Here is a 21,780-nt window from a genome sequence, read left to right on the forward strand (position 1 = left end):
TACGGGTTTGTGATAATTCCAGTCAGCTATTTTTTGGGGCGCCATAAATGGTGGCCCTATAGTGAATTGCAGAGTTTTGTTCCTTGATGCGCACCATAGAGATACGAAGAAAGCAAGGTGAGCATCACATAGATATAGTAGAGTCGGTAAATGCGTTTGTGATTATCCCGCCTGAGCATGACGTGAACCCTGCGGTAGCCATAGTTAACCCGGGTTTCGGTGTTCTCCCTGATACGGAGGCGCAACGCACTGTCGTCTACTGCTACAGAACGGTAGCGGAAAGATCTGCGGCTGACTCGTAGCGAAAAACAGACCTGCCTCTCACTGGTTCCGTAGCGTGCCTGCAGGTCTCGGCCCCATTCGTGCAGACGCGCCAGCGTCAGTTCTTTTTTGCCAGCACATCCTGCAGCATGGCCTTGTCGAGGCTCAGATCGGCAACCAGTTTCTTCAACCTGAGATTCTCTTCCTCAGGCTGCCGCATGTATTTCAGCTCCGAAGGATAAATCCCGCCGTATTTCTTGCGCCAAGGTTTCGTCAACTGAGGCCCGCTAAAGTGGGAAGGTCAAAAAAATAACCTTGACGGACAATAATTTTCGATATTCAAACTGCCCCCTTTATGATGGAGCTGGAAGGGAAACGGTTCAACAGCGACGTGATAGTGACAATACCGGGCAGTTATTTACGATTTCATCCAGGGCATATAACAGTCTGGGAGAGATGTATTCCGACCCCCGTGCCGACTGGGAGAGGTCTGCCGCGGCGCAGTTCCATATTGGTATGAACGTGTCCCGGGACGGGGTGACGCCAGTGAAACTGCGTTCACGGACGGTACCCGGAGCTGTCAGGATACCTGTCCGGTAACGCTGAGTCGTACCGTCTATATGAACGGAAATGCCGCCAACACCCTCGCCCGCAGGCGAGGGTCAGGCGCTGACGTGCCCCTCTCTGGCGACCGTCAGCGCCAGCAGGATAAGCAGCGCGCCGCCCACCTGCGACAGAGTCATCACTTCGCCATACCATAGCGCCGAGAAAATGGCCGCCCACACTGGCTCCATCAGCATGATGAGCCCTCCGTTGGGCGTATAGGCTAGCCGCTGCGCATAGTTTTGCAAAAAGAAGCGCAAGCAGGTGGGAATGAGAATGCTGAGCGCAAGCCATGTCCAACCAGCCGCGTTGAGCTCGCCAGGCCACGGCTCAAGCCACAGGCTCACCGGCAACGCCAGCAGGCCCACCGCGATCATCTGCATGGCGGCGAATAGCACCACCGGATGGTCGGTGGCGAAGCGATTATTCAGGCTGAAGTAAAAGGCGAAAATCGCCGCCGCACCAAAAAACCAGAACTGGCCCGCCTCGAACCGCCACTGGAGAAAGCTGTTACCCACCAGCAGCGCAATGCCGGGTAGGGCGAGCAGCATGGCGAGCCCGATGCGCTGACCTGCTCCCCGTTGATTAGTACACCCCGATGTTAGGCTTTGTACGAAAAGTATTGCCGCATGCAACGTAGGCTGCAGGCCAAGGTGACCATGGCTGCAAAGCTCTTGGCCAGCTTGTCATAGCGAGTGCCGATCCTGCGATTTTCTTGCAAGGCTGGGACGGAAGTCACTGTCGTTCTCAAAATCGGTGGAGCTGCATGACAAGGTCATCGGGCATTATCTGAACATAAAACACTATCAGTAAGTTGGAGTCATTACCTAAGTATCCTACTTAATCTAACCAGTTACTTTTATATATTCCCATATATATCATTTCTCCGTATTTTAGTATGGTATGCCTAGACTTTAAACTGCAATCGATACATGCTCTAAAACCATCGATAATGCATAAGCCCATTAACCGCCTGTTATGTACTTCGCTATGAGCATATAGCAGACATGCGAGGAGGATTGCCAAGAGTCGCCTTTTATATGCGCCCTATTTCTCTCCAATTTCTTGAATAAATGACATAACGTTTTTTGAATCGAAGTTCGATAAACTCGATTAACTATTTACTATTTACTATGTGCCAACATAAAAATCAGAATGGTAAAAGCCAATCAATCCCACAATAAGTTTAATGATGCTTATTGTAGAATCATCCTCTTCCATTTTTGCATTGCTTTTAGATAAAGCTATTGGCTTATCAATAGTATGTTGTAATCGTACAGCTAAGAACAAGTGCTTCTAGTCTACTTATTAAAATGTATCTTTGAAAAAGTAGAGTTCCTGCGGTACGCTTTACGGAACCATTTATCCGATTTTTCACGCAGCGTGCCGGACAGTTACCGGCCGGACCGGAGCCTGACATGGCCCTTATGACGGATGACGATCCTGACCTGAACCCATTGACGGAGTTACATTCTCCTGATAATGAGTATTTCCCGGCCCTGTCAGCCAATGACATGCCGCTGAACCCGGCCCGGGCCTATCTTCTCTCCCTGAATTCTCTCCGCAGCCGGCAGACCATGGCCTCGTTCCTTGGGATTGTTGCCGGGATGCTCGGCGCCGGCAGCGCTGACACCTGCAGCTGGGGCAGCTTGCGCCGGCATCACGTCATGGGCATTACTGAGCTGTTGCGAGACACCGGCCGGGCTACGGCCACCGTCAACACCTACCTTTCGGCCCTCAAGGGGGTGGCGAAAGAAGCCTGGATGCTCCGGCTCATGGATGTGGAGAGCTTCCAGCATATCCGGGCGGTGCGTAACCTGCGCGGCAGCCGGCTGCCCAGCGGTCGGGCGCTGCCCCAGGGGGAGATCCGCGCCCTGTTTGCCGTCTGTGAAGCCGATCGCAGCTGCCTCGGGGCGCGGGATGCAGCGATGCTGGCGGTCATTCTCGGCTGCGGCCTGCGACGATCCGAAGTAGTGAGCCTGGATTTGCGTGACGTTGTCACTCAGGGTCGTGCGCTTAGAGTGCGAGGTAAGGGAAACAAGGAGCGACTGGCATATGTCCCGGCCGGTGCCTGGCAGCGGCTGCAGATCTGGATCGATGAGATCCGGGGCGAGACCCCGGGCCCGCTGTTCACACGCATCCGTCGTTTCGGGGATGTGACTCTAAACCGGCTAACCGACCAGGCGGTGTACCATATCCTGCAGGTGCGCCAGGGTCAGGCCGGCATCACGAAATGTTCTCCACACGATCTGAGGCGAACCTTCGCCACCGCGATGCTGGATAACGGGGAGGATTTAATTACCGTGAAGGATGCGATGGGCCACGCGAGCGTCACCACCACCCAGCAGTATGACCGTCGCGGAGAGCAACGCCTGCAGGACGCGCGGGATAGACTCAACCTTATTTAGGGCTAAGTAAACACAAACAAGGGGGCTGTACCTGAATCGCCACGGATAATCTAGACACTTCCTAGCCGTTGATAATACTGGTTTTCATATTCTGTCGGTGACATCTGATCGCTGGAACCATGCCGACGCTTACTGTTATAAAACATTTCGATGTAATCAAAAATATCGCTGCGGGCTTCTTCCCGCGTTCCGTATCTCTTTTTCTTTATCCGTTCGCGTTTCAACAACTGGAAAAAGCTTTCTGCAACCGCATTATCATGGCAGTTACCGCGACGGCTCATGCTGCCCTCCAGGCCGTGTGATTTCAGGAACGACTGCCACTCATGGCTTGTGTACTGACTGCCCTGATCCGAATGAACCAGCACCTGTTTTTGGGGATTACGGCGCCATACAGCCATCAGCAGTGCGTTCAGGACAATGTCCTTTGTCATCCGGGATTGCATGGACCAGCCGATAATTTTGCGTGAGAACAGATCAACAACCACGGCAAGATACAGCCAGCCTTCGCGGGTCCTGATGTAGGTTATGTCCGTTACCCAACGCTTATCCGGAGCATCCGGATTGAACTGTCGCTGGAGCCTGTTGGGCGACACGATACTGGCCTCGCCTTTACGAGTTCGTGGGCTCCGGTATCCGACCTGAGCCTTTATCCCGACACGTTTCATCAGTCGCCAGACTCTGTTCACTCCGCACTGTTGCCCGCTGTCCCGCAGATCCAGATGGATTTTGCGATAACCATAGACGCATCCCGATTCCAGCCAGAACTGTTTAATCTGTCCTGTCAGTCTCAGGTCTGCCTGATGGCGTTGTGAATGCGGCTGCTGAAGCCAGGCGTAAAAACCACTGGGATGAACATCCAGCACCCGACAGAGCAGGCGAACAGGCCAGCAACAGGAGTTGTCACGGATAAAGGCGTACCTCAGTCGGACAGCTTTGCGAAGTACGCCGCGGCTTTTTTTAATATGTCCCGTTCGTCGGTAACCCGCTTCAGCTCTTTCTGGAGACGGCGGATCTCGGCCTGAGCATCTGACTGTTCTTTATTAGCGGAAGAATCCGGACCGTACTTCTTTATCCAGGCGTAAAGGCTGTGGGTGGTGATATCGAGACGTGTTGCAACGCTGGCAACAGAATAACCGCGATCAACAACCTGTTTGACTGCTTCAGTTTTAAACTCTTCGGGATAACGCTTACCGCTCATGGGCACCTCTCTTTAAGCCATCTTAAATGACTCTGAGGTGTCTGTTAAACCCGTGGCGATTCAGTAATATCCAACGATATAGTCCGTTATTGCGTGAGCTGCATCGCTGAAGCTTACATAGCCCGTCGCTGGCACCCATTCGTTCTTCAGACTCCTGAAGAAGCGCTCCATTGGGCTGCCTGGCACGGCTGGGACGGAAGTCGCTGTCGTTCTCAAAATCGGTGGAGCTGCATGACAAAGTCATCGGGCATTATCTGAACATAAAACACTATCAATAAGTTGGAGTCATTACCTCGAAAATGAAGTAGGTGGTGATGAAGGCTATGCGCTTGCGTGGGAGTTCAACCAACACCTGTCAAAAGATGTCCAAAGGCGTTTCCGCAACATGATCCTGCGTGCGTAGTAGCAGCTCCGAATGGTCATAATGAAAAAGGCTCCCAGTGGGAGCCTTACTGTCTGATCGGGATAATGAATATTATCCGTGGCTTACTGGCTTTACGCCTTTCTTCGGCCCGACCATATCCATGTCTTTTTCCTTCAGGCCTACTCTGGCAAGTTTGTTGCCGTCGATGGAAGCCCAGAAGGCGAGAGAGCGTTTCGCACCAGCAATAGCTTTATCAGAAGTGATTCTTTTTTGTTGTTTAATCATTTTTAACCTCTTTGGCCAGAGCCTGTACTACTAATTTTATAACAAACGCGTACATTAAACAAACAGCCTGTCGACTGCTGGTTTCGGTTGTCATTCTTCATCAGGGTTAACGCCATTCACCTTCATGCGTATGGTATCGAGCACGTCGAGCGCACTTGCTGACATCTTATTGTGGTCATCCCATACCTGAGCAAATCCATAACTGCGATAACGTGGTTTTGCATCGTCTGTCGGATCTTTAATATAAATGTCGTCAAGATCAGCGATTTCGCAGAAAGTTGTCGCGTAGATGAGAGCAATAATTAATACATTGCCTGTCAATTCAGTTTCTTCATCCGAAATGAAATTTTCTAACATGCAAATTAAAAATTGCTCACGGCGCTGATCGTATTTACAAATGATAACTGCCTGCAGCTCTTCTGGCGCGTCGCGGTCGCTCAGCTTTAAGGTTATATCCAGTATTCCGTCATCAGCGTTTCCGCTATAAGCCTCCATTGCCCATCGCCAGTTCAAGTTACTTTGTAAGCTAGCGTCTTCAAGCTGGCGTTTTTCTTCTTCACTTAATATGCCAACTTCGATATTAGTCCACCCAATCACTTCAATAGCTTGTTGTGTAGTGGCAAGGCAATGCTCGTGGAGTTGCTGTGTGGATAGGATGCTCAATTAATGTCGTCCTTTATCTTAAGCTTGGAGCAATTATATCGTCCGGGCGTATCAAAGTTAACCATTTACGGCTTCCCGGTACGCTGCTAATACTTTCTGGCACGGCGACGCGCCATTGCCGACTCTCCGGCCAGAATGTCACGGCAGTAACGGATCACCATCCTTTCGCTTGTCCAGCGCCCGGCCTGCATGATCTCCAGCGTGTTGTACCCCTCGGCCGCCAGGTCCTGCGAGGCCCCGACCCGGGCGGAGTGTCCCGACCAGCGCGGGATCCCGAGCGTCTCCAGCCCGAGCGCCTTCCAGGCCCGGGCGAAGATATTCTCCACCGTATCGACCGAAAGCGGGCCGCTGACATAGGCGGCATTATTGTGTTTCGTCACCTTGCCGAACAGGTACTGATCGCCCTCGAGCTTGCGACCGGCGGCCGTCAGGTAGTCCAGCAGCACGCGAACTCCCTGGCGGGAAAGCGGGGCCTTGTCCGGTTCGCCGGAGTGGTTAGTTTTCGTGATAGGTATGGTCAGGATGGCGGTGCCATCACTGGATATGCGCAGGTGACTGCAGCGGATCCGCGCCACCTCCGATGCACGCAGCAGGGTTTCATACGCCACCACCAGCAGGGCCAGATCGCGCCTGCACACCAGCAGCGGCGATTCACGCCACATTTCTACCAGCTGATCGAGGTGGAGCTCGCGCAGCGCCGAGGCCTGCTCGGTGGTTTCTTCCGCCTGCACCTTGGCCCGCACCAGGGCGGCGAAGGTGTCCTTCAGGCGCTCATCCGACGTGGGGTCCGGGCAACCGGCGGCGCGGCTTACCCGACCTATGGCCCAGCGGTCGATCGCCAGGGTGTTGCGATGCACCGAACCGGCACGCTCGGTCAGGTAGGCCTCCACGTCGGCCACGTCAGCGGGTAATGGCGACCGGTCATCATATTGGCCGCACCAGCTGACGTAGCGTTGCCAGGCACCGGTGAGCGATTCAAGCGTGCGCTCGGAGTAGCGACCGGCGCGGAACTGAAACGCCTCGAGGTTCTGCCTGATGGCGTCCTGGATGCGCGGGTGCTTTTCGATACGATGGCCATGCAGCCGCGCGCGGCGAATGAGGTCCCCGAGGTCACCCGGAGAAAAAGCATCGAGATCCAAACTATCAATGCTGCTTATGATTTCAGCCGGAAACAGTTGTCCGGCGTCGGGATTAATGAGCTGCGTCATAAAGGAAATTCCACTTTTTTGTAATTATTAGGCGCGTCGGTTGCGCTGTTGTATTATGGGCTCAATTCGGAATAACTGCCATTAGTCCGAATTGAAAATTACGTCTTTTTATGAGGGTGGAGCTTCGCTCAGATCAAGAGCAATGTTACTATATGTCAAAATGTGTAAACCGTTTATTATGAGCCGGTTCCTGTTTTACAGGGACGCCCTGTAGTTACCCCTGCAAAGATTCATAATGTCTGTCAGTATTGGCGGCCGTGGCCATCGCACCGGGAAAATCCCGCACGCCCCACTTATGTGACAGAATACAGATGGTCCACCCGCCAGCACGGGTGAAACATATTGAGGTCGAAGGAATGGAAGTAAGAGAAGTGGTAAACAATATTGACTTTGTTTACAGCCGCGCCACCGGACGCAATCGGGCCTCTCTTCAGCTCCCGGCGAACATCGCCGACGTGGAAGCCGTATGTGGAGGTTCAGATATCTTGTCCGCGTGGATCATTTATCAGTTTGCGATCCCAGACAGCCTCCAGGGCGAAATAGCCAGAATCCGTCGCCTGTTCGTGGCCGCCATGAAGGAGATTAAATACACCCCAGCGACTCAACTGACAGAACTGGCCCGCACGACCGCCAGCGACTCCTTACCGGTGGAGTGCTAAGCCGGGTTCCTGTAGATATAGCCATCCAGGCCGCAGTGTGATTAATCTTAATTTCCCTCCCTCTCGACTTCCTAACGGATACTCCTTATCGACTTGCTGTACGCATATGTAGCATAACTCTTTGCATCCTTGCACTGCACGCATTCAATACTCAACTACACTTCACCATAGCTGGCGCCATTCTCTGGCTATTCCTGGTGCTCTTTGCGGCTAACAGAGACGTTAAACGCCGCTAAACCGTATCGACGCCAGTTCCTCCCAGGTTCTGGCGTAAAGCCTTGATTCACTTCCTAAGCTCTTTTAAACGGTCCTTTTGTGAGCTAATATGACCCGGCGTATTGATCCGGTACCCCCCCGTATTAAGGTCGCATTTATCTGAAGTTACATTAGGCAAAGGTAAAACCAACCATGGCCATCGACATCGCTCGGTACGAAAAGTTTTTGAACGTTCGAAATACCGCTATCCAGATCATCGAGAGCTTTTCGGTCCATTACGAAACTAAAGAAGAGAATATCCCGCTGGAAGAGCGGACCGACCCGGCGTCACTGAATGCACCCGCCGCAGTCGTCAAACACCGCCACGTTGCGGTGCTGTCGGACAGTGACACCATTCTGGAGCTGGAGCGCCTCACCCAGGAGTGGGAAAACCGCGCACGCGATCTGACCCTCGCGGACCCTGTACGCTTCCCGAGCAACGCCTTTGTGCTGGCGCCGGTACCGCAGGTGATCCACGGTGTGCGCTCGATGTCGATCGGCGTCGGGAGCGCAACCACCAGCAAGAAGTACACCAAAGCGAGCATTCTGGGCCGCTATGACCGCGCTATCCGTCACGCGCGTCAGGGCGTGGATGTGAGCCACGACAGCACGCTGCTGCGCCAGCTCGAGCGTGAGCGTGAACTACTGGCCGGTGACAACGAGACGCACTACCGGATCCGTAACACCTGCAGCACGGAAACAATCTGTACCCTGACGTTCAAGGATGGCACCAGCAACAAGGTACGGGTACCACGCGTAGGGATCGCGTTCGCCGCCCCAAACAGCAGTATCGAGATCCGCACGCCGCGCGTTATGGCGCCGCGTTCTGACCGTCTCGAGCATCTGGGTGTGGTACCGCTGGATTGTTCCCTGTCCGGGCTCGCCGGGCTGGTCTACAAGGAAAGTGAGATTCTGAAGGCCCGCGCCCGCTATCAGGCGCGTCAGAAGTAAAAAAATCAGTGTAGTCTCTGCACCCCGCCGCAACCCTTCCCCAGGCGGGGCATCAGACATCCTCCGCAACCAGATCACGCGCCCATCCAGCCACTGACTCGCGCTCTTTGACCATATCGCCGGTAATGACCATTTCTGCCGGGACATAATCAGCCATGAAGCTGAAGCAGTACGTATCCCAGCGGTCGGGAGACGGCAGGCCCAGATCCTTGCGCATTGTCTCTTTCGGCATCATGCACCAGAGCCCCTGCTCATTGAGCTTACACGGGAGACGGGAGGCCTGATCGAGGGTCTTCTCGTGCCGGTCGAGGCGCAGGCGGCCGGTTCGCACGGCATCGCGCGCCATGATGTTCGCGTAGGCGCGTTTGTTGAGGAACCGTTTCTTGTCTTCCTGGGAGAAGCACGGCTGACCCCAGCGGATGCGCTGCACCTGCCGACCGGCCTCCTCCAGAATCGTCGCTGTATCGGCCCCTACGCCGTCGCCGTCAACGGCATAGGAAATATTCGGGTACTGGTCTGGCGTGTACTCAGCGGCCAGCAGGCGCCCGAAATTGACCGGATCGATGGTACCCGGCCATTCCTTCACGGACACCGGCACCACACGGCGTTCGTAACGGTCGCCACTGACGCGTACCAGCGTGGCCACGGAGCTGTCGCGGCCGTTGCCCACGTCGGCCAGCAGCAGCCAGCCCCAGCCCTTGGCCAGCTTCGGTGTGGATTTGGTGGCGCGTTCGCACTCGTCGCGCGACAGCAGGTTAGCGGCGCTGGTGCGCGGGAACTCACCCCGGACCTTAATCATGTATTCCGGCGCGTCACGGGAGCCGCCGTATTCGCGGATCTTGGTACGGATAAACGCCGTGGTAACCAGCGGTGACTGCTCGGAGTTGAGCTTGATCGCCGTGTAGCCTTCCTTGTCGCCCGGGTGGCGCTTGGCCAGCTTGTGGTGACAATCGTAGAAGTAGCCGCTCGGGCGCGTTGGCTGGCTCAGCAGCAGGATGCGGTTGTCTTCCTCGGTCAGTGCGCCGGTCATAACCCCGAAGGCTTTATCCGAGACGCCGGAGGCCTCATCGACGATGTAGAAGAGGTGTTTGGCGTGCTCACCGGCGAGGGATTCTTCGTTACCGATACGGCAACCCTTCGGGCTGACGAACCAGACGCCCTTACTGGAGCGCTCGAAGAAGGTCGTTTCCGTCAGTACGAAATACTGCTCCACCCACGGGTGACGGCGGCAGAGCTCGTGGTAGTTGATTTTGAGGTACTTCCAGACCACCTGCTGCACCTGGCCGATTTTGTTGGCCACCACCACCACACGGGCGCCGGGGAAGCACAGCATGTAGATAAGGATCATGATACTGGTCATGTCGGACTTGCCGGTACCGTGGCCAGACGAGACGGCGGTTTTGGAGCCGGTTTCCTGCACCGATTCGAGAATAGACTCCTGCTGCCAGGTGGGGTGTTTGCCGAACAGCTCCACGGCCGCCATGATCCAGTCATAACGGTACCGGCGCACCAGGTCACGGTAGCGCGGGTCGCGGGTAATCGAGCGGACCCTGCCCATTACCAGGTTTCCTCTGGCTCAGCGTTCGGGTCGGCGTCGTCTTCATCCGGAAGGGCGTCGTCCGGGTTCCACGCGTCCACGTCGTCACCCACCAGCACGCCCTCGCCGCCTGCGTCGTCGGTACCGGTGAAGTCGTCCTCCTGCAGGAGCTCACCGGCCTGGTGTGCGGCCTCGTTGGCGATGATGGCGGTAATCTCTTCATTACGGGCCGGAAGCCACTCTTCGCGCACCCGCTGCTGCTGCTCGCGGTAGGCGCGGGACTCTGCCTCGAGCTCCTCGTCAGTGACGCCGCCTTCTTTATCGGCGGTAGGCTCTATCCAGCTCACCTCTTTGAGCATTTCCGCGTGCAGCGATGGCGGGTACTCGAGGTGCTCCAGGTCGAACAGGCGCGCCGTCTCCAGGGCTGACAGTTCATTGTCCACCCGGTGTTGCATGATGGCCCGGGTACGCTCGATACGTTCGGCCAGCGGCATCGGGTGCCGGTTCCATTCGGCCAGCGCCTGCTTGCGGGCATCGAGCGCCTGTTTCTGCCGGTCGAGCTCGAGCTTCATCAGCCCCAGCTTGTGGCGGGCGATCGCCGACTCCAGCTCGGTCATGCGCTGGCTGGTACCGAAGATAGCCTGCGCCTCAACCTGGTCGCGCGGCATCGGCTGGCCTTCCTCATCCACCCACGGCTCGCTCGAGTAGTCTTCGGCTATCTTCTTAAGGATCTGGTTCTGCTTGCGGTACATGGTCATGTACCGGCCCTGGGCTAAAATGAGGTCCCGGTTATCCATCCCGGTGGCCACGGCCAGCGACACAATGTCGTCGTCCATTTCCAGTAGCGAACAGTAGCCCCCGAAGTCGAGGGTATGCGCCCCGCCGAACTCACCGTACAGGCTAACGTCTGTCGCAACATTTGGGCGCGTCGGGCAATGGTCCCGGAAATTCTGATCATGCGCGCCAGGCGGTTGATCAGCGTGCGTGTCACCCCCCGCTTTTTTACCCTTACCTCCCCCGGAGGCCTTTCCTGATGCGGGTTCCCGCTTCCCTCGCCCCTTCTTTTGATCACCCTGATTGTGATCAGAATTTTGATCACCACCGTTTTGATCACTGATTTGATCACTTTTTTGATCACGTTTTCGGGCTGCGCGCTGGTCGGCGGACATCTGGCGGACTTCACCGCGCAGCACCTTGCCGACCTTCAGCGCGGGTGTCGGTTCGTCGGGGGTTTTGGGAGGCTTTTTGCTCTTGCTGGCGGGTTTCTTATCGGCGGGCAGGCTGGCCAGAGCCACGTTGATGGCAGGCTTCATTTCACGACGGACGGTATTCGGATTTAAGCCGTTAGCTTGGGCGTATTGCGCCAGCGTCTGCGTGCTGGCGTAATGCTCTAGGTAGTTAGCTATGTGATACTGCCAGTCCGTCTTTGCCACGCCCGCGCCTCTGTTACGCCCGCCCACATACATCCTAACGATTTTGCCTATCTATTGTTATGTAAACCAGTAACAAAAACAGGCACCGGTTCGGTCGCATATGAAGCGTACAATCGACCCATATTAATACCACAAAATCCCTGTTTGCTTTTTTTTGCCCCTTTTTAGCCATTTGAGGAAATTTCAGTACCTTAAAATCCAGGCGTGACGTGAAGACATCTGCAGCGCGAATTATTATTCAGGTTTTTTAGGGGAAAATAGGTTCTTTTGAGAGCCACTTACGGCTATCATGTCGTCTGGCTTATCAGCCTCATCTGACATCAAGGAGCAAAGAAGATGAACGTTAAAAAAAATTAAAGCAGCGGCAGAACATCCTAACCCGGAATCGCCATTTATTGCGCTGGTAGCATTAGACGACGGCAGCGGCAACATCGCCTGTTCGTTCCATGACGCTGAAGGTGCCCTGTATGAAACCCACCAGCCCTCACTGATCGAGCAAGGTGCCTCCGCCGGGTTCGGTTCCTCCCATATGAGCAACAGCGTCTGGGAAACCGCTGAAGGCAACCGCTTTACCGTGCGTCGTAACCCGACCAACCACTGACTACTCTGGATCCGGCCTACCAGCTCGGCCAGCTGAACCGCGTTCTGGCCGTTGATACGATGTCTAAAGCGAATCTGGGCGGCGTGGCGTGCGTGGTTGGCTGCACCCTGCCGGTGGAACAGTTCTATAACCGCGGCGACGCCTCGCAGCCGGTTAACCTGGCCCGTATTCAGGCCAAAAAAGACAACCTCATGGGCGGCTGCACCAACGTGTACGGCGCGTATGAGCCCCCGGTCATCCTGTCCGTAACCGTCTACCCGGAAGCCCTGCCAGCCTATTACTACTGCGCCACCCGTGAGGAAGGTAACCAGTCCTACCCGGAAGAGCATAAGACGCTGGTCGTTGACCTGGGCGAGTTTACCGCCGATTACGCCATCATCAGCACCGGCGACGAGATCGTGGACTTCAGCACCCATGAACACGGCGTTCACCTGATGGTTAGCCACTTCCGCACCCTGCTGGCGCGCGAACGTCACATTGAAGACGTGCAGTCGATGCTAGACTCGGACGTGAAGGCCGTGATCAGCCGTGGTTACATCGGTTCCTCACTGGAAACCCCGCAGGCCATTGCCGCCCGTATCGACGTTTCTGATCTGGTTACAGAGGCTGCTGAATACCTCAACAACATGCTGCAGGCCGATATCCGCGAATTGACACGCGGCCAGATGAACACGCTGGACCGGATCGTATTCGTGGGAGGCGGCGCGAACTGGCTGCGCGAGCAGGCGAGCCGCTGGCATCACTCTGTAGACATCCCGGAACAGCCTCACCTGGCTATCGTGCGCGGCGTGCAATTGCTGCTGCAGGCCGATGCCGATCGCTTAATGGATGACGCGGCGACCGCTCTGGCCGTAAGGGGTATTGCATGACCACTAAACTGGGTTCCGCGAAATACGTGCTGATGCCGAAGGCCGACAACGTACATGGCCGATTCTCTCGTCTGTATGAAGCAGGTACCGCAGGTAAGGGCCTGCTGGTTACGCAGTGCGTTGCGGGCGGGATGTTGCTTAAAGAGTGTGGCGTACTGGATACGCTCATCATGCTGGATCAGCACCCTGCGTATCTGGCCGGTACGCCATCGGTGCGTCGGAACATCCTGATCAATGAGCTGCTGGCCCTGCTGGGTCAGGCGCCCACCAGCCTGACAGAAAGTGACGTGGTAACCGCGAAACCTGTTACTCCGGTTGCGGAGGAAGCACCGGTGCAACACGCGCCTCAAACGGTGCAGACGCCACCAGCAGAAACGAAGCAAGCTCCTGCGCACAGACCAGCTCTGCCGAAGATCGGCCAGTAACCAATCTACCAGCATAAATAAGGCTCCTTTTGGGGCCTTTTTTTTTAAAATTTAGACGGGAAAACTTCGCTTTTGACACCGATAGAGCTTAGGTTTGACGCGCTTTTTGACACAAAAGCTGAAGAAATCAGCAGTCGATCAAAAATTCATTTTTTTTTCTGAAATATTGACATGACATCCAGGCCTTACGGTACGGGCACTTGCGATTTTTTATTGCTTGACAACCTCAATTTAACCTCAAAATCAACTCTTGTTCAGGAAATAAACTCCTTTAGAATAATCACTGTCAGTCATAGAGTTAGAAAGACCAGACGCAAAAAACCCGACTGGTAAGGTCGGGTCTTTGCGGTTCCGGATGAGCTGGTAACTCAACCGGGGGGTACTCTCTTTAGCTGACAGGAAAAATGATACGCGAATATTTTGGTCGCGGCAAACGACGTTTAGATACAAAACACATCTAAAAGTCCTGGCTTTGTAGAACGGGTGGTACCGCGATACAAAGTGCTCTCATAGGTTGGAGTGCTCTCTTTAGCTGACACGTAAGAGAAAAAAACCGATGTAACAGGCCATTTGGAGTAGACGTCGGTGCTCTCCCTCCGCATCGTTGGCGGTACGTATGATTAGTAAATTAATCATCGTTCTGAAAGGCCTGATCGTCGTTGCAAAACTGGCGCTCGAGCTTTTAGAACAAATCAGTAAGTTTTTTGACTGATACGAAAACAAAAGGCGCCTTCGGGCGCCTTTCTTATTGGGTTAATGTGCCGGTTCCGGCGGGTTCTCCGCCTTTTTCAGCACGTCCTCCACCCGTCCACGATATTGCAGCAACAAGCCCAGCGTCGCGTCATCCAGCGCGATAGAGTCACCCGCATCGGTGCGTATCCAGACCTGGTAGCCGTCGAACCGGGCATACACTCCATCATGAATGTAGGTTTCCTGCGACGGATCAAACGGCATACTCCACGGGAAGAGCGGTATTTCCTGTTCCATCTGTTCTCCTCAGTGACTTTTCGACAGGTGCGAGATACGCATTTGCATGACCATCACGCCCTGCTGGCTGATCTCCGGGTGTAAGCGTGCCCAGGCGTAGAACTCCTTTACCAGCGCCGCAGAGACGGCAGGATCGGCCTTCCCACCCCGTGCATGAAACTCACTGGCGATATGCTGGCACATAGCTTCCCCTTCCTCGTGCGGAAACGGTGTGGCGGCGAGCAGCTGATCGCGTTCCTCATCAAGCACGTCGTAAATATGACACTTCTCAAAGGTGACGCTATCCCCGTCGCGCAGGCCATGTTTGGCCGTATGCACCAGATCGTTGTTGATACGCCCCGTTACGGTGTCACCCTCGACCGCCGTCACCGCCACCCAGAAACGCTCCCGTTCTACGCAGACCTTCACGCTTGACCCGACCACAACCGAATCCAGTTCGGTCTGGCCAGGTGCGGCGAAGGTATCCGGGTAAAGGCGCTCCATACGTTGTGCATCATCAAACGTAGCCATTGGCGCTTACTCCAGTACCAGTTGGGTAACGCGACAGTTATACAGCGCCGCCAGCTTCTCCAGCGTGGTCTTCTGGGGTTTCTTGCGCTTCTCCATATTCGAGACACCAGCTTGTGTGATGCCCAGCTCTTTGGCCACGTCTTCCTGCGACAGCCCCCGGAACAGGCGCCAGGCAACGTGCATGGGTACGCCCTCCTTTCGGTGCAGCTTGACAACCTCGTGAGGGTACATCTCATCGTCGCTTTCGCCCGCTTCAGCGGGTACGGATTCATACAGCTCGTCCAGATCGCTTTGTGCCACCAGCCGGTTAAACAGGCTGATAGGAATAATGGCGCTGATCCGGTTGCCGTTTTCGTCGGTCACATATTGTACTTTGCTCATGATTACTCTCGTTTTAGGGAGATTCAGTTTCCGGCAATTCATGGAGAGGCAGGTTCCGGCGGGTTTCCCCGCCGCTCCTGTTAGCGTTTTTTGTAGGTTGTTGTAGTTCGTTTCAGCACTTCCAGCACCTCGATAATCACGGGTTCCCCTTTGATTACCGTCCAGAGTACCCGGTAGTTGCCTACTGCTAACCGCCACCGCCCTTTCTTGTCATCCGTCAGCTTCTTCACGTTCAGGTGTGGAATGTTCGGCCACTTTTGCAGTTCTTCCACCCCCTCCTCTATCGCGTCACCGTCAGCGGTAAGGAGCTTTAGAAGTTGTTTAGTGGCTTTACCTGTCCAGACAATTTCAGGCATTTGCCTCTCCATGTTTTTAAAGAACATATCCCTCGTGGGATGAGTCCAATATAACAGAATTTAGTTATGTGCAAACATATTTAGTTATATTTATAGTTATATGGTGATATTCATCACCCGCAACTGGCACAAAAAAAGCCTCCGCAGAGGCTCTGAGTCAGGTCGCCGTGGCGTCAGCCGGGGGAGCAGCCTCCAGCTCGAGCGGCATGAAAATCTCATGCACGCGGGGCTGGGACATGAAGGCGTCTTTCACCAGCACACGCAAGCCTTTACCGAGCGTGCCGAACAGGCCGTAGCTCGTCCAGTTACAGACCGCCCCATCCTTCCTCTTCTCGCCGCTGTTGCAGGTGTAGGGGTCGCTGGTTACGCCACTGCAGCACGGGCAACGGAATTGCTTGCTGGGGATCGCCGCCTGCAATGCGCCAAGGCTGGCAAACACCGTCACACCCTTGAGGCTAGGGAAATTGGACTGCTGGTAGTAGTTCGGGGCTGTGTAGTCCCGCGCCTTCTCGACCGCCGCCAGCACTTCGAGCGGCGTCACCTCCAGCAGGGCGGCATACTCAGCGGTGAACTGACGGATGAACTGCACCGTGCGCACGACGCTATCCGCTGAAAAGCCTGAGCATTTCGCCTGAATGCCTGCCAGCAGTCCCTCGTATTCATCCACCAGCGGCTTAATGTGCTCGCATGTCATGCCTTCTCTCCTTGCGCCTGTTGTGCGGCGATGATCTTCTTCTGGCGGGCCTGGAAATAGTCGAAACAGACATCCATTTCCGCGTCTATGGACACCAGTTCGCGTTCAAAGTACACCCGCGCGTCTGTCTCGTTGGCTGGTGGCAGTTCGCCGGGGCCTTCGAGGGCATCGATCAGCCACTCGATCCCGGCCTCTGCACCCTTGCCGTGCTCGCTTTCAATGATGGCCGCACGCATGGCCAGTATCATCTTGCCAAACAGCAGATCCGACTCCTTAAAGCGCATACGGATGTACTGGTTTTCCTCACGCAGCAGCGCCACCTCGGCGCACGTCGCCGGTTCGTCTATCCGGTGGGCCATCAGCTCACTGGCCATAAGACGAACATAAGGATCGGCGCTGGCCATCAGCTCCGTTACCTGATCATTACTCAGTTTCATCGCTTCCACCTTCTCCCCGCCCATCAATGAAGCACTACGCCCGGCGCTGCGCCGCGCAGATCGCTATCTGACTCGTCTTCGCGTTCACTCTCAGCACGCGCACGGCAGGACTCGCAGTCACACGGGGTTGCGCTGTTGTTGCGCACTTCCAGCATCTTAACCAGCTCCGGGGAAATATGTTCCGACTTGAGCATTTCAACGGCGCCCAGCATGTTCATAGGGGCTGGCGTTTTGCGGCTGTCGATGTAGGAGCTCAGCACAATACCGTGAAGCCCGTCCTGCACCTCGATACAGAAGCCCGCCACCATCGGGATGTTGTGCGCCGTGCAGAGATCCTGCATTTCCATGGTCAGCTTATGCAGCCGGGACACGGCGTCCTCGTCGGCGTTAAAGTCGAGGATGGGTTTGTGTTTTTCGTTGTTGTTAGGCTTATCCATTTAATCTTCCCGGTAGATTTGCATTGCGAATAGTTGGTTGGCCAGCTTCACACTGACAGCGTGGGGATCAGCTCATGTCCCCTCAGTACAATTTCAGGGCTCAGCATTCCGCGCTTTATCGCCCACACTGCTCTCTCGGGCCCCAGCGCCTTCATGAGCGCCCGGCAGTCAAACTCCCGGCACAGCACTGGCGCGCGGCCGTGGATGGAACAGCCCGCGTCGGTGAGGTATACGCACGTCAGATCCTCTTTGTGCGCCAGCATCCGGATGCCCTGGGCGGCCAGTTCGGGCTTGTCTGATACTGGCTCACGTCTTCTCCGAGCTCGGGGCGCAAGCTGATCGCGTCCCCCTGCAGCACAGTGTGCAATCGTCACAGGGCACGGCGCTGGTGCGCACAGACACGGCCCTGCTACGCACCTTGTCAGCGGCCATGCTTGTTAGCCTCACGAAGGGTCACCGGCGCGGGAGCGTAGCCCTGTTCGATAGCTGACAGCGCCGCTGGGGTCATTTTCAGCGCCTCGGCGCCGGCCATCAGCGTAAAGCCCGCCCGGGTGCGGCGACTTTTCAGAATCTGGCCGTACTCAGCCCAGCGCAGGGCCTGCGCCGGTACCTTTCCCTTGCCTTCACAGCGGAAACAGGTCACCGCACCATAGCGGTGCTTAGATAAGTCCCGGCCGCCGTTGATGAACGCACTTTTGCAGCCCGCGTCCGCGCAATCTGTGCAGGTGATCAACTCACTCATAACTGGCCCCGATCTTGTCGTTGAACATCACATCGGTAACCAGCTCAACGATGTTTTGCGGCAGGCCATCCACCAGCGCCTCCACGTTCGCCGTGAACTCACCCGGCCGGTTCGTAATAGGTTCGATAAGCACGGCCTTTTTCAGAGCCGTCATCAGGCGTAAAACGCGGCTGTTACCCCAGCCGAACAGGCGCGCCACGCCAGTTGGTCCTGGTGGCTATTCAGCAGCTCCAGCAGGGCCTGACATTTTGTGTTTTCCATTTGCATCACAGCACTTCCCCGCTAACCCGATAATCCATCCCAAGCCGGTCAGCCTCACGGCGCGCCAGGGTCATCAACAATTCACCACGGCTGCTGAACCTCGTTACATCCACCAAATCGTCCAGCATCTTTCTTTCGGTCAGTGAGATACGCAGTCCGCGCAGCTCGAGGATCCCCAACTGACGTTCACGCTCACGACGATCCCGCTGATAGTCCGCTTCCTTTTTATGGTTCCGGCGGCGAACCGGACCCGGTTTGCGGCGTTTTACGATCTGAATCGCTATTATTTCCCTCGCGTTAAACCCATTGATTTGCGCAACAGAAAATCGTTAGGATGTTTGAGGGGGGTAGGGCGCCGCAATGGCCCCCCCTTAACGTCAGTCGGTTTTCTTTTCCAGCCCGTTCTGCACGGCCACACGGTCAATCACTTCACGCCAGGCGCTCAGCGGCAGGTCACCAAGTTTGGCGATCGGCTGGTTCTTCGTGTTAGTCAGCATCACCCGGCGCTTGCGCACGCCCTCACCCGGGATCGCCAGCTCCCACCAGTGGCGGGTATTGTTAAACAGCACGTTGGCGCCGTACCCGGCCGCGATCGCTTCCAGGTCCCGGCGGAAAATGCGCGGCCCCTGGTTACAGTCCCAGCCCAGACGGTCAGTCGGGGCATTCTGCAGATCGAGAGCCTTACCGCTATCGCTCAGCATATACAGGTGACCCCAGCGCAGTACGCCCGGTTTCACTTCCACAAGGTAGCCCGCGTCAATCAGTCCGTGCGCGGCCATGGCGCTGGCTGCAGGTACGCCCTTGGGCTCCTGGGCTTCGCCGTCCATCAGCACCACCAGCTTCGCTCCGGACAGCAGGGTCTGGCGGCGGTGTGCGGGCACGCTGGCCATCGGGCGGATCATCAGGTACTCCGCTGGTCCGCTCTTCAGGGCGCGGACGATATCGGCGCGCTTGCTTGTCATCTTCACTGTTCGTTGTTCTCCTTTTCTGCCCAGGCAACATTACGCGGCCACGTCGGTATGGATTCACCCGGGGCAAGGTGACGATACTGCATAAGCAACTGATATGCCTCCTCCACCCCTTCAGCCAGCGTGCAATAGTAGCCCTGTTCGGCCAGCAGGCGCAGCTTGAATATCTGCGCTTCGCTGATACGCCCGCCCTTCGCTTTCAGTTCCAGACGGCAACCGTGATATACACCACGCGGCATATCGACCATAACATCAGGGTAGCCATTTTTCAGGCCGCTGGCCGTCATCATGCCTGCCGTCTTTACTGGGCGGTAACCCCCGTTCGGGATCGCACTGGTCAGAGCATACAGCTCCGGGTCTGCGACCTCGATACGGGCGAACAATTCGACCTGCTCGTAATACTCCTGGTTCCCTTTCCGTAGGTCCGGCTTCTTCGCCAGCATGGCCATTGCCACGGCATGAGGCGAAACGTAGCCCGGGTCACCGAGGCGCGCGCCTACAGGGCGCTGTACCTTCTTTTTGCTGGAGGGCTTGCTGGTCGGGTTCGACAGATTGAAGCTCTTTCCGGAGCCGCTGCGCAGGCCCTTTTCGGCCCACTTCTGACGGCGTTCTAGTTGTGTCTGCAGAAAGTCTTCCCCGAACCGTGCCATTCACTCTCCATCGTTCATGATTATGTAATTTAATTACTGTCTTAGGATATTAAAACAACCGACGCGCCCAAAAGAATGACTTAGATTCAGGTTAATTAAAAAGAGTTCAGGCGTCTTGATGTGAGGGAGGGAAAAAGTGGTGAAAAAGTGACAATAGGAGCGAAAAATTTGATCCGGGATCCCTAAAATGATCTTCCAGGCGAAGCGATACCAGGATACTGTATGTCCCTGAAACGAAGAAACCCCACGTTCTCAGGCGCGGGGTTTAATCGGGTAAATGAGTTTTCTCAGGACTCATTTGCCGGGTAACTGAACCGTGGGAGCGGACCAGTCACCATAATGTAAAGTCAGTGTATCTGCCTTAAGGCATATGTTCAAGCCGATTAAAGCAGCAATATGGGAAAATTTCCCATCACCTCGCACTATTTTTCCGCTCCCTGGTTCCAGTTACCGCATTGGCTAACGCCTTTGGCGGCGATTTACCGTGCCTGCGCGACGTGGAGTGGAGAGATAAGTCCGCGCGTGGACGCGTTAGCCTGGGCCAGACGGGGAGTCTGATTACAAGGCCCAGCGTTGGAGCGAGCACCCAGTAGGTCAAGCAGTGCCGGAACAGGTGAGGAGTGCGATACCGCCACCGAGGAGAAAGAGCGGATATCCGGCTGCAAAATGAGACGGGGTGTGATGTCAGGACGCAATCAGGGGAGCGCAGGCGGGTAACTACCTGTATCTCAAAGCTGGCACGGTTTCGCCTACTTCTGGCTTGTAGCGTCGCTTTTTTGTGATGCTCGTCAGGAGTAGCGGAGCTATGGAAAAACAGCCACCAACATTACCGTTTAACGCCCGCCCTGCTTATGCTGAAGTAACGAACCGGAGATGAGCCATGAACATTGATCGAGTGATCGCGCTGTTTGAAGGCAACGAGATTGAAGCACAAAATTGGATGAGTCAGCCTAACAGGGCCCTGAAATGGAAGACGCCATCAGAGTTGATGGCGTCCGAAGCGGGGACCGATGAGGTTATGAAACTGATCACTCGTCTGGAGCACGGTGTGTACTCCTGAGCCTCTGCGGGCCTACACGGGGCACTCATCACTGGCCGCACGGTTGATGAAGTAAGTCCATTCACTTCCTCTGCAGCGCTCCCTTCCATCGTCTCGCCGTCATTGAATATAAGCGACTTCCCCATTACCCAGGCGAACTGGGTACGGCCTCCAGACAGCACCAACAACACCTGCCCATTAACGAGCTGGCTGATGGGCTCAATCACCGCAAAGCCCGTTGAGATATCCAGTATTTGGGTGTCGATGCCAACGCCGCAGATCTTCTCTGGAGTGAGCCTGCTCTCTACGTAGTCGTTAGCGGGTGATGCGAAGGCCATCAGAGCACCCTCCCCATAGTACGCAGCATCCAGAGTTTATTCTGGCTGTCATCGGGTGTCTTATCGACGAAAAACGTCTGGTTTTGCTCTATCCAGTTGTTGGCGTCTTGCCAGTTGAAGTGCCAGTGAACTTTCGCCAGCTGGCTGATGAAATCGTCAGTGCGCACACACTGAAAACCCTTCGGATTGTTATGTATTGCTGCGACAAATGCGCTATGAATTTCGTATCGGCGGACCATGATCTACGCTCCTTTTTACTG

General features: G+C 55.5%; 25 protein-coding genes and 4 pseudogenes. 8 read left to right on the forward strand and 21 right to left on the reverse strand.

Annotated elements, in window-relative coordinates:
• Positions 1–137: 137 nt before the first annotated feature.
• The 3 genes and pseudogenes from FHC51_RS23190 to FHC51_RS02120 all read right to left on the reverse strand — a co-directional run.
• Positions 138–526, reverse strand: a pseudogene (locus FHC51_RS23190) (IS3 family transposase); the annotation flags it as partial.
• Positions 527–923: 397 nt separating this feature from the next.
• Positions 924–1,415: a DMT family transporter gene (locus FHC51_RS02115; protein WP_255584729.1), complete on the reverse strand. Its 492-nt coding sequence runs from the start codon at positions 1,413–1,415 to the stop codon at positions 924–926.
• A 50-nt stretch (positions 1,416–1,465) separates the two neighbouring features.
• A pseudogene (locus FHC51_RS02120) lies at positions 1,466–1,585 on the reverse strand (IS5/IS1182 family transposase); the annotation flags it as partial.
• Between FHC51_RS02120 and FHC51_RS02125 the strand changes: the two are divergent.
• Together FHC51_RS02125 and FHC51_RS02130 are read left to right on the forward strand one after the other, a co-directional pair.
• A pseudogene (locus FHC51_RS02125) lies at positions 1,579–1,677 on the forward strand (IS1 family transposase); the annotation flags it as partial. The pseudogenes FHC51_RS02120 and FHC51_RS02125 sit on opposite strands and share 7 nt — an antisense overlap.
• A gap of 605 nt (positions 1,678–2,282) precedes the next feature.
• On the forward strand, positions 2,283–3,272 hold the full coding sequence (locus FHC51_RS02130; protein ID WP_220434810.1) for a tyrosine-type recombinase/integrase: 990 nt from the start codon (positions 2,283–2,285) through the stop codon (positions 3,270–3,272).
• Between the two features lie 50 nt (positions 3,273–3,322).
• Here FHC51_RS02130 and FHC51_RS02135 read toward each other — a convergent pair.
• Positions 3,323–4,470 (reverse strand): IS3 family transposase gene (locus FHC51_RS02135; protein WP_220434811.1). Its coding sequence is split into 2 segments (ribosomal slippage): positions 3,323–4,233 and positions 4,233–4,470, totalling 1,149 coding nucleotides; the frame shifts between segments, so codons are not numbered across the junction.
• A gap of 179 nt (positions 4,471–4,649) precedes the next feature.
• Between FHC51_RS02135 and FHC51_RS02140 the strand changes: the two are divergent.
• Positions 4,650–4,748 (forward strand): annotated as a pseudogene (locus FHC51_RS02140) (IS1 family transposase); the annotation flags it as partial.
• Between the two features lie 197 nt (positions 4,749–4,945).
• On the opposite strand, the gene FHC51_RS02145 reads toward FHC51_RS02140, so the two are convergent.
• The 3 genes from FHC51_RS02145 to FHC51_RS02155 all read right to left on the reverse strand — a co-directional run bounded on the left by FHC51_RS02145 (position 4,946) and on the right by FHC51_RS02155 (position 6,990).
• Positions 4,946–5,119: a hypothetical protein gene (locus FHC51_RS02145; protein WP_168194531.1), complete on the reverse strand. Its 174-nt coding sequence runs from the start codon at positions 5,117–5,119 to the stop codon at positions 4,946–4,948.
• Positions 5,120–5,209: 90 nt separating this feature from the next.
• A complete protein-coding gene (locus tag FHC51_RS02150) occupies positions 5,210–5,782 on the reverse strand; it encodes a hypothetical protein (protein WP_104677981.1) in 573 nt (190 codons plus the stop codon).
• Between the two features lie 86 nt (positions 5,783–5,868).
• The gene (locus tag FHC51_RS02155; protein ID WP_220434812.1) at positions 5,869–6,990 is read right to left on the reverse strand and encodes a tyrosine-type recombinase/integrase; all 1,122 of its coding nucleotides are present in this window, start codon (positions 6,988–6,990) and stop codon (positions 5,869–5,871) included.
• Positions 6,991–7,346: 356 nt separating this feature from the next.
• Between FHC51_RS02155 and FHC51_RS02160 the strand changes: the two genes are divergently transcribed.
• The gene (locus tag FHC51_RS02160) at positions 7,347–7,649 is read left to right on the forward strand and encodes a hypothetical protein (RefSeq protein WP_220434813.1); all 303 of its coding nucleotides are present in this window, start codon (positions 7,347–7,349) and stop codon (positions 7,647–7,649) included.
• Positions 7,650–8,090: 441 nt separating this feature from the next.
• On the forward strand, positions 8,091–8,855 hold the full coding sequence (locus tag FHC51_RS02165; protein WP_220434814.1) for a hypothetical protein: 765 nt from the start codon (positions 8,091–8,093) through the stop codon (positions 8,853–8,855).
• 52 nt (positions 8,856–8,907) lie between these two features.
• Here the strand turns inward: FHC51_RS02165 and FHC51_RS02170 are convergent, their stop codons facing one another.
• Positions 8,908–10,413, reverse strand: coding sequence for a terminase (locus tag FHC51_RS02170; RefSeq protein ID WP_220434815.1), 1,506 nt, complete (start codon positions 10,411–10,413; stop codon positions 8,908–8,910).
• Positions 10,413–11,825: a hypothetical protein gene (locus tag FHC51_RS02175; protein WP_220434816.1), complete on the reverse strand. Its 1,413-nt coding sequence runs from the start codon at positions 11,823–11,825 to the stop codon at positions 10,413–10,415. Before FHC51_RS02175 ends, FHC51_RS02170 begins: the two co-directional genes overlap by 1 nt.
• A 606-nt stretch (positions 11,826–12,431) precedes the next feature.
• Here FHC51_RS02175 and parM point away from each other — a divergent pair.
• The gene (parM, locus tag FHC51_RS02180) at positions 12,432–13,295 is read left to right on the forward strand and encodes a ParM/StbA family protein (protein ID WP_255584969.1); all 864 of its coding nucleotides are present in this window, start codon (positions 12,432–12,434) and stop codon (positions 13,293–13,295) included.
• Positions 13,292–13,720, forward strand: coding sequence for a hypothetical protein (locus tag FHC51_RS02185; RefSeq protein ID WP_104677974.1), 429 nt, complete (start codon positions 13,292–13,294; stop codon positions 13,718–13,720). Before parM ends, FHC51_RS02185 begins: the two co-directional genes overlap by 4 nt.
• A gap of 753 nt (positions 13,721–14,473) precedes the next feature.
• Here the strand turns inward: FHC51_RS02185 and FHC51_RS02190 are convergent.
• From FHC51_RS02190 to FHC51_RS02240, 11 genes are all read right to left on the reverse strand, one after another.
• A complete protein-coding gene (locus FHC51_RS02190) occupies positions 14,474–14,707 on the reverse strand; it encodes a hypothetical protein (protein WP_104677973.1) in 234 nt (77 codons plus the stop codon).
• Between the two features lie 9 nt (positions 14,708–14,716).
• A complete protein-coding gene (locus FHC51_RS02195) occupies positions 14,717–15,217 on the reverse strand; it encodes a hypothetical protein (RefSeq protein ID WP_104677972.1) in 501 nt (166 codons plus the stop codon).
• Between the two features lie 6 nt (positions 15,218–15,223).
• Entirely contained in the window at positions 15,224–15,598 is a 375-nt protein-coding gene (locus FHC51_RS02200) for a helix-turn-helix domain-containing protein (RefSeq protein ID WP_104677971.1), read from the reverse strand.
• A gap of 80 nt (positions 15,599–15,678) precedes the next feature.
• Entirely contained in the window at positions 15,679–15,954 is a 276-nt protein-coding gene (locus FHC51_RS02205) for a type II toxin-antitoxin system RelE/ParE family toxin (RefSeq protein ID WP_104677995.1), read from the reverse strand.
• Positions 15,955–16,111: 157 nt separating this feature from the next.
• Positions 16,112–16,648 carry a hypothetical protein gene (locus FHC51_RS02210; protein ID WP_104677970.1) on the reverse strand — a complete coding sequence of 179 codons (537 nt, stop codon included), beginning with the start codon at positions 16,646–16,648 and terminating at the stop codon, positions 16,112–16,114.
• Positions 16,645–17,085, reverse strand: a complete 441-nt coding sequence (locus tag FHC51_RS02215) for a hypothetical protein (RefSeq protein WP_146090762.1) — start codon at positions 17,083–17,085, stop codon at positions 16,645–16,647. Before FHC51_RS02215 ends, FHC51_RS02210 begins: the two co-directional genes overlap by 4 nt.
• Before the next feature lie 23 nt (positions 17,086–17,108).
• A complete protein-coding gene (locus FHC51_RS02220; RefSeq protein WP_104677968.1) occupies positions 17,109–17,522 on the reverse strand; it encodes a hypothetical protein in 414 nt (137 codons plus the stop codon).
• 421 nt (positions 17,523–17,943) lie between these two features.
• A complete protein-coding gene (locus FHC51_RS02225) occupies positions 17,944–18,264 on the reverse strand; it encodes a helix-turn-helix domain-containing protein (protein ID WP_220434817.1) in 321 nt (106 codons plus the stop codon).
• Complete coding sequence (locus FHC51_RS02230; RefSeq protein ID WP_220434818.1) at positions 18,257–18,463, reverse strand: hypothetical protein; 207 nt, start codon at positions 18,461–18,463, stop codon at positions 18,257–18,259. Before FHC51_RS02230 ends, FHC51_RS02225 begins: the two co-directional genes overlap by 8 nt.
• A gap of 439 nt (positions 18,464–18,902) precedes the next feature.
• Positions 18,903–19,493 (reverse strand): hypothetical protein, encoded by a 591-nt coding sequence (locus FHC51_RS02235; protein WP_139157132.1) that lies wholly within the window; start codon positions 19,491–19,493, stop codon positions 18,903–18,905.
• Positions 19,490–20,143 carry a VRR-NUC domain-containing protein gene (locus tag FHC51_RS02240; RefSeq protein WP_220434819.1) on the reverse strand — a complete coding sequence of 218 codons (654 nt, stop codon included), beginning with the start codon at positions 20,141–20,143 and terminating at the stop codon, positions 19,490–19,492. Before FHC51_RS02240 ends, FHC51_RS02235 begins: the two co-directional genes overlap by 4 nt.
• Before the next feature lie 880 nt (positions 20,144–21,023).
• Here FHC51_RS02240 and FHC51_RS02245 point away from each other — a divergent pair.
• A complete protein-coding gene (locus FHC51_RS02245; RefSeq protein ID WP_114388498.1) occupies positions 21,024–21,203 on the forward strand; it encodes an MbcA/ParS/Xre antitoxin family protein in 180 nt (59 codons plus the stop codon).
• Between the two features lie 316 nt (positions 21,204–21,519).
• Here FHC51_RS02245 and FHC51_RS02250 read toward each other — a convergent pair whose 3' ends face one another.
• A complete protein-coding gene (locus FHC51_RS02250) occupies positions 21,520–21,759 on the reverse strand; it encodes a hypothetical protein (protein WP_114388499.1) in 240 nt (79 codons plus the stop codon).
• Positions 21,760–21,780 lie beyond the last annotated feature (21 nt).

This window comes from Leclercia sp. EC_58, assembly GCF_019584355.1.
Classification (GTDB): domain Bacteria; phylum Pseudomonadota; class Gammaproteobacteria; order Enterobacterales; family Enterobacteriaceae; genus Enterobacter.

Excerpts from the sequence above, each read along its gene's own strand:
- FHC51_RS02195 (WP_104677972.1), bottom strand. The coding sequence starts at position 15,217 with ATGGCTACGTTTGATGATGCACAACGTATGGAGCGCCTTTACCCGGAT.
- FHC51_RS02170 (WP_220434815.1), bottom strand. The coding sequence starts at position 10,413 with ATGGGCAGGGTCCGCTCGATTACCCGCGACCCGCGCTACCGTGACCTG.
- FHC51_RS02250 (WP_114388499.1), bottom strand. The coding sequence starts at position 21,759 with ATGGTCCGCCGATACGAAATTCATAGCGCATTTGTCGCAGCAATACAT.
- FHC51_RS02245 (WP_114388498.1), top strand. The coding sequence starts at position 21,024 with ATGAACATTGATCGAGTGATCGCGCTGTTTGAAGGCAACGAGATTGAA.
- FHC51_RS02185 (WP_104677974.1), top strand. The coding sequence starts at position 13,292 with ATGACCACTAAACTGGGTTCCGCGAAATACGTGCTGATGCCGAAGGCC.
- FHC51_RS02155 (WP_220434812.1), bottom strand. The coding sequence starts at position 6,990 with ATGACGCAGCTCATTAATCCCGACGCCGGACAACTGTTTCCGGCTGAA.
- FHC51_RS02225 (WP_220434817.1), bottom strand. The coding sequence starts at position 18,264 with ATGAGTGAGTTGATCACCTGCACAGATTGCGCGGACGCGGGCTGCAAA.
- FHC51_RS02160 (WP_220434813.1), top strand. The coding sequence starts at position 7,347 with ATGGAAGTAAGAGAAGTGGTAAACAATATTGACTTTGTTTACAGCCGC.
- FHC51_RS02145 (WP_168194531.1), bottom strand. The coding sequence starts at position 5,119 with ATGATTAAACAACAAAAAAGAATCACTTCTGATAAAGCTATTGCTGGT.
- FHC51_RS02190 (WP_104677973.1), bottom strand. The coding sequence starts at position 14,707 with ATGGAACAGGAAATACCGCTCTTCCCGTGGAGTATGCCGTTTGATCCG.
- FHC51_RS02220 (WP_104677968.1), bottom strand. The coding sequence starts at position 17,522 with ATGGATAAGCCTAACAACAACGAAAAACACAAACCCATCCTCGACTTT.
- FHC51_RS02200 (WP_104677971.1), bottom strand. The coding sequence starts at position 15,598 with ATGAGCAAAGTACAATATGTGACCGACGAAAACGGCAACCGGATCAGC.
- FHC51_RS02115 (WP_255584729.1), bottom strand. The coding sequence starts at position 1,415 with ATGCTGCTCGCCCTACCCGGCATTGCGCTGCTGGTGGGTAACAGCTTT.
- FHC51_RS02130 (WP_220434810.1), top strand. The coding sequence starts at position 2,283 with ATGGCCCTTATGACGGATGACGATCCTGACCTGAACCCATTGACGGAG.
- FHC51_RS02205 (WP_104677995.1), bottom strand. The coding sequence starts at position 15,954 with ATGCCTGAAATTGTCTGGACAGGTAAAGCCACTAAACAACTTCTAAAG.
- FHC51_RS02215 (WP_146090762.1), bottom strand. The coding sequence starts at position 17,085 with ATGAAACTGAGTAATGATCAGGTAACGGAGCTGATGGCCAGCGCCGAT.
- FHC51_RS02210 (WP_104677970.1), bottom strand. The coding sequence starts at position 16,648 with ATGACATGCGAGCACATTAAGCCGCTGGTGGATGAATACGAGGGACTG.
- FHC51_RS02240 (WP_220434819.1), bottom strand. The coding sequence starts at position 20,143 with ATGGCACGGTTCGGGGAAGACTTTCTGCAGACACAACTAGAACGCCGT.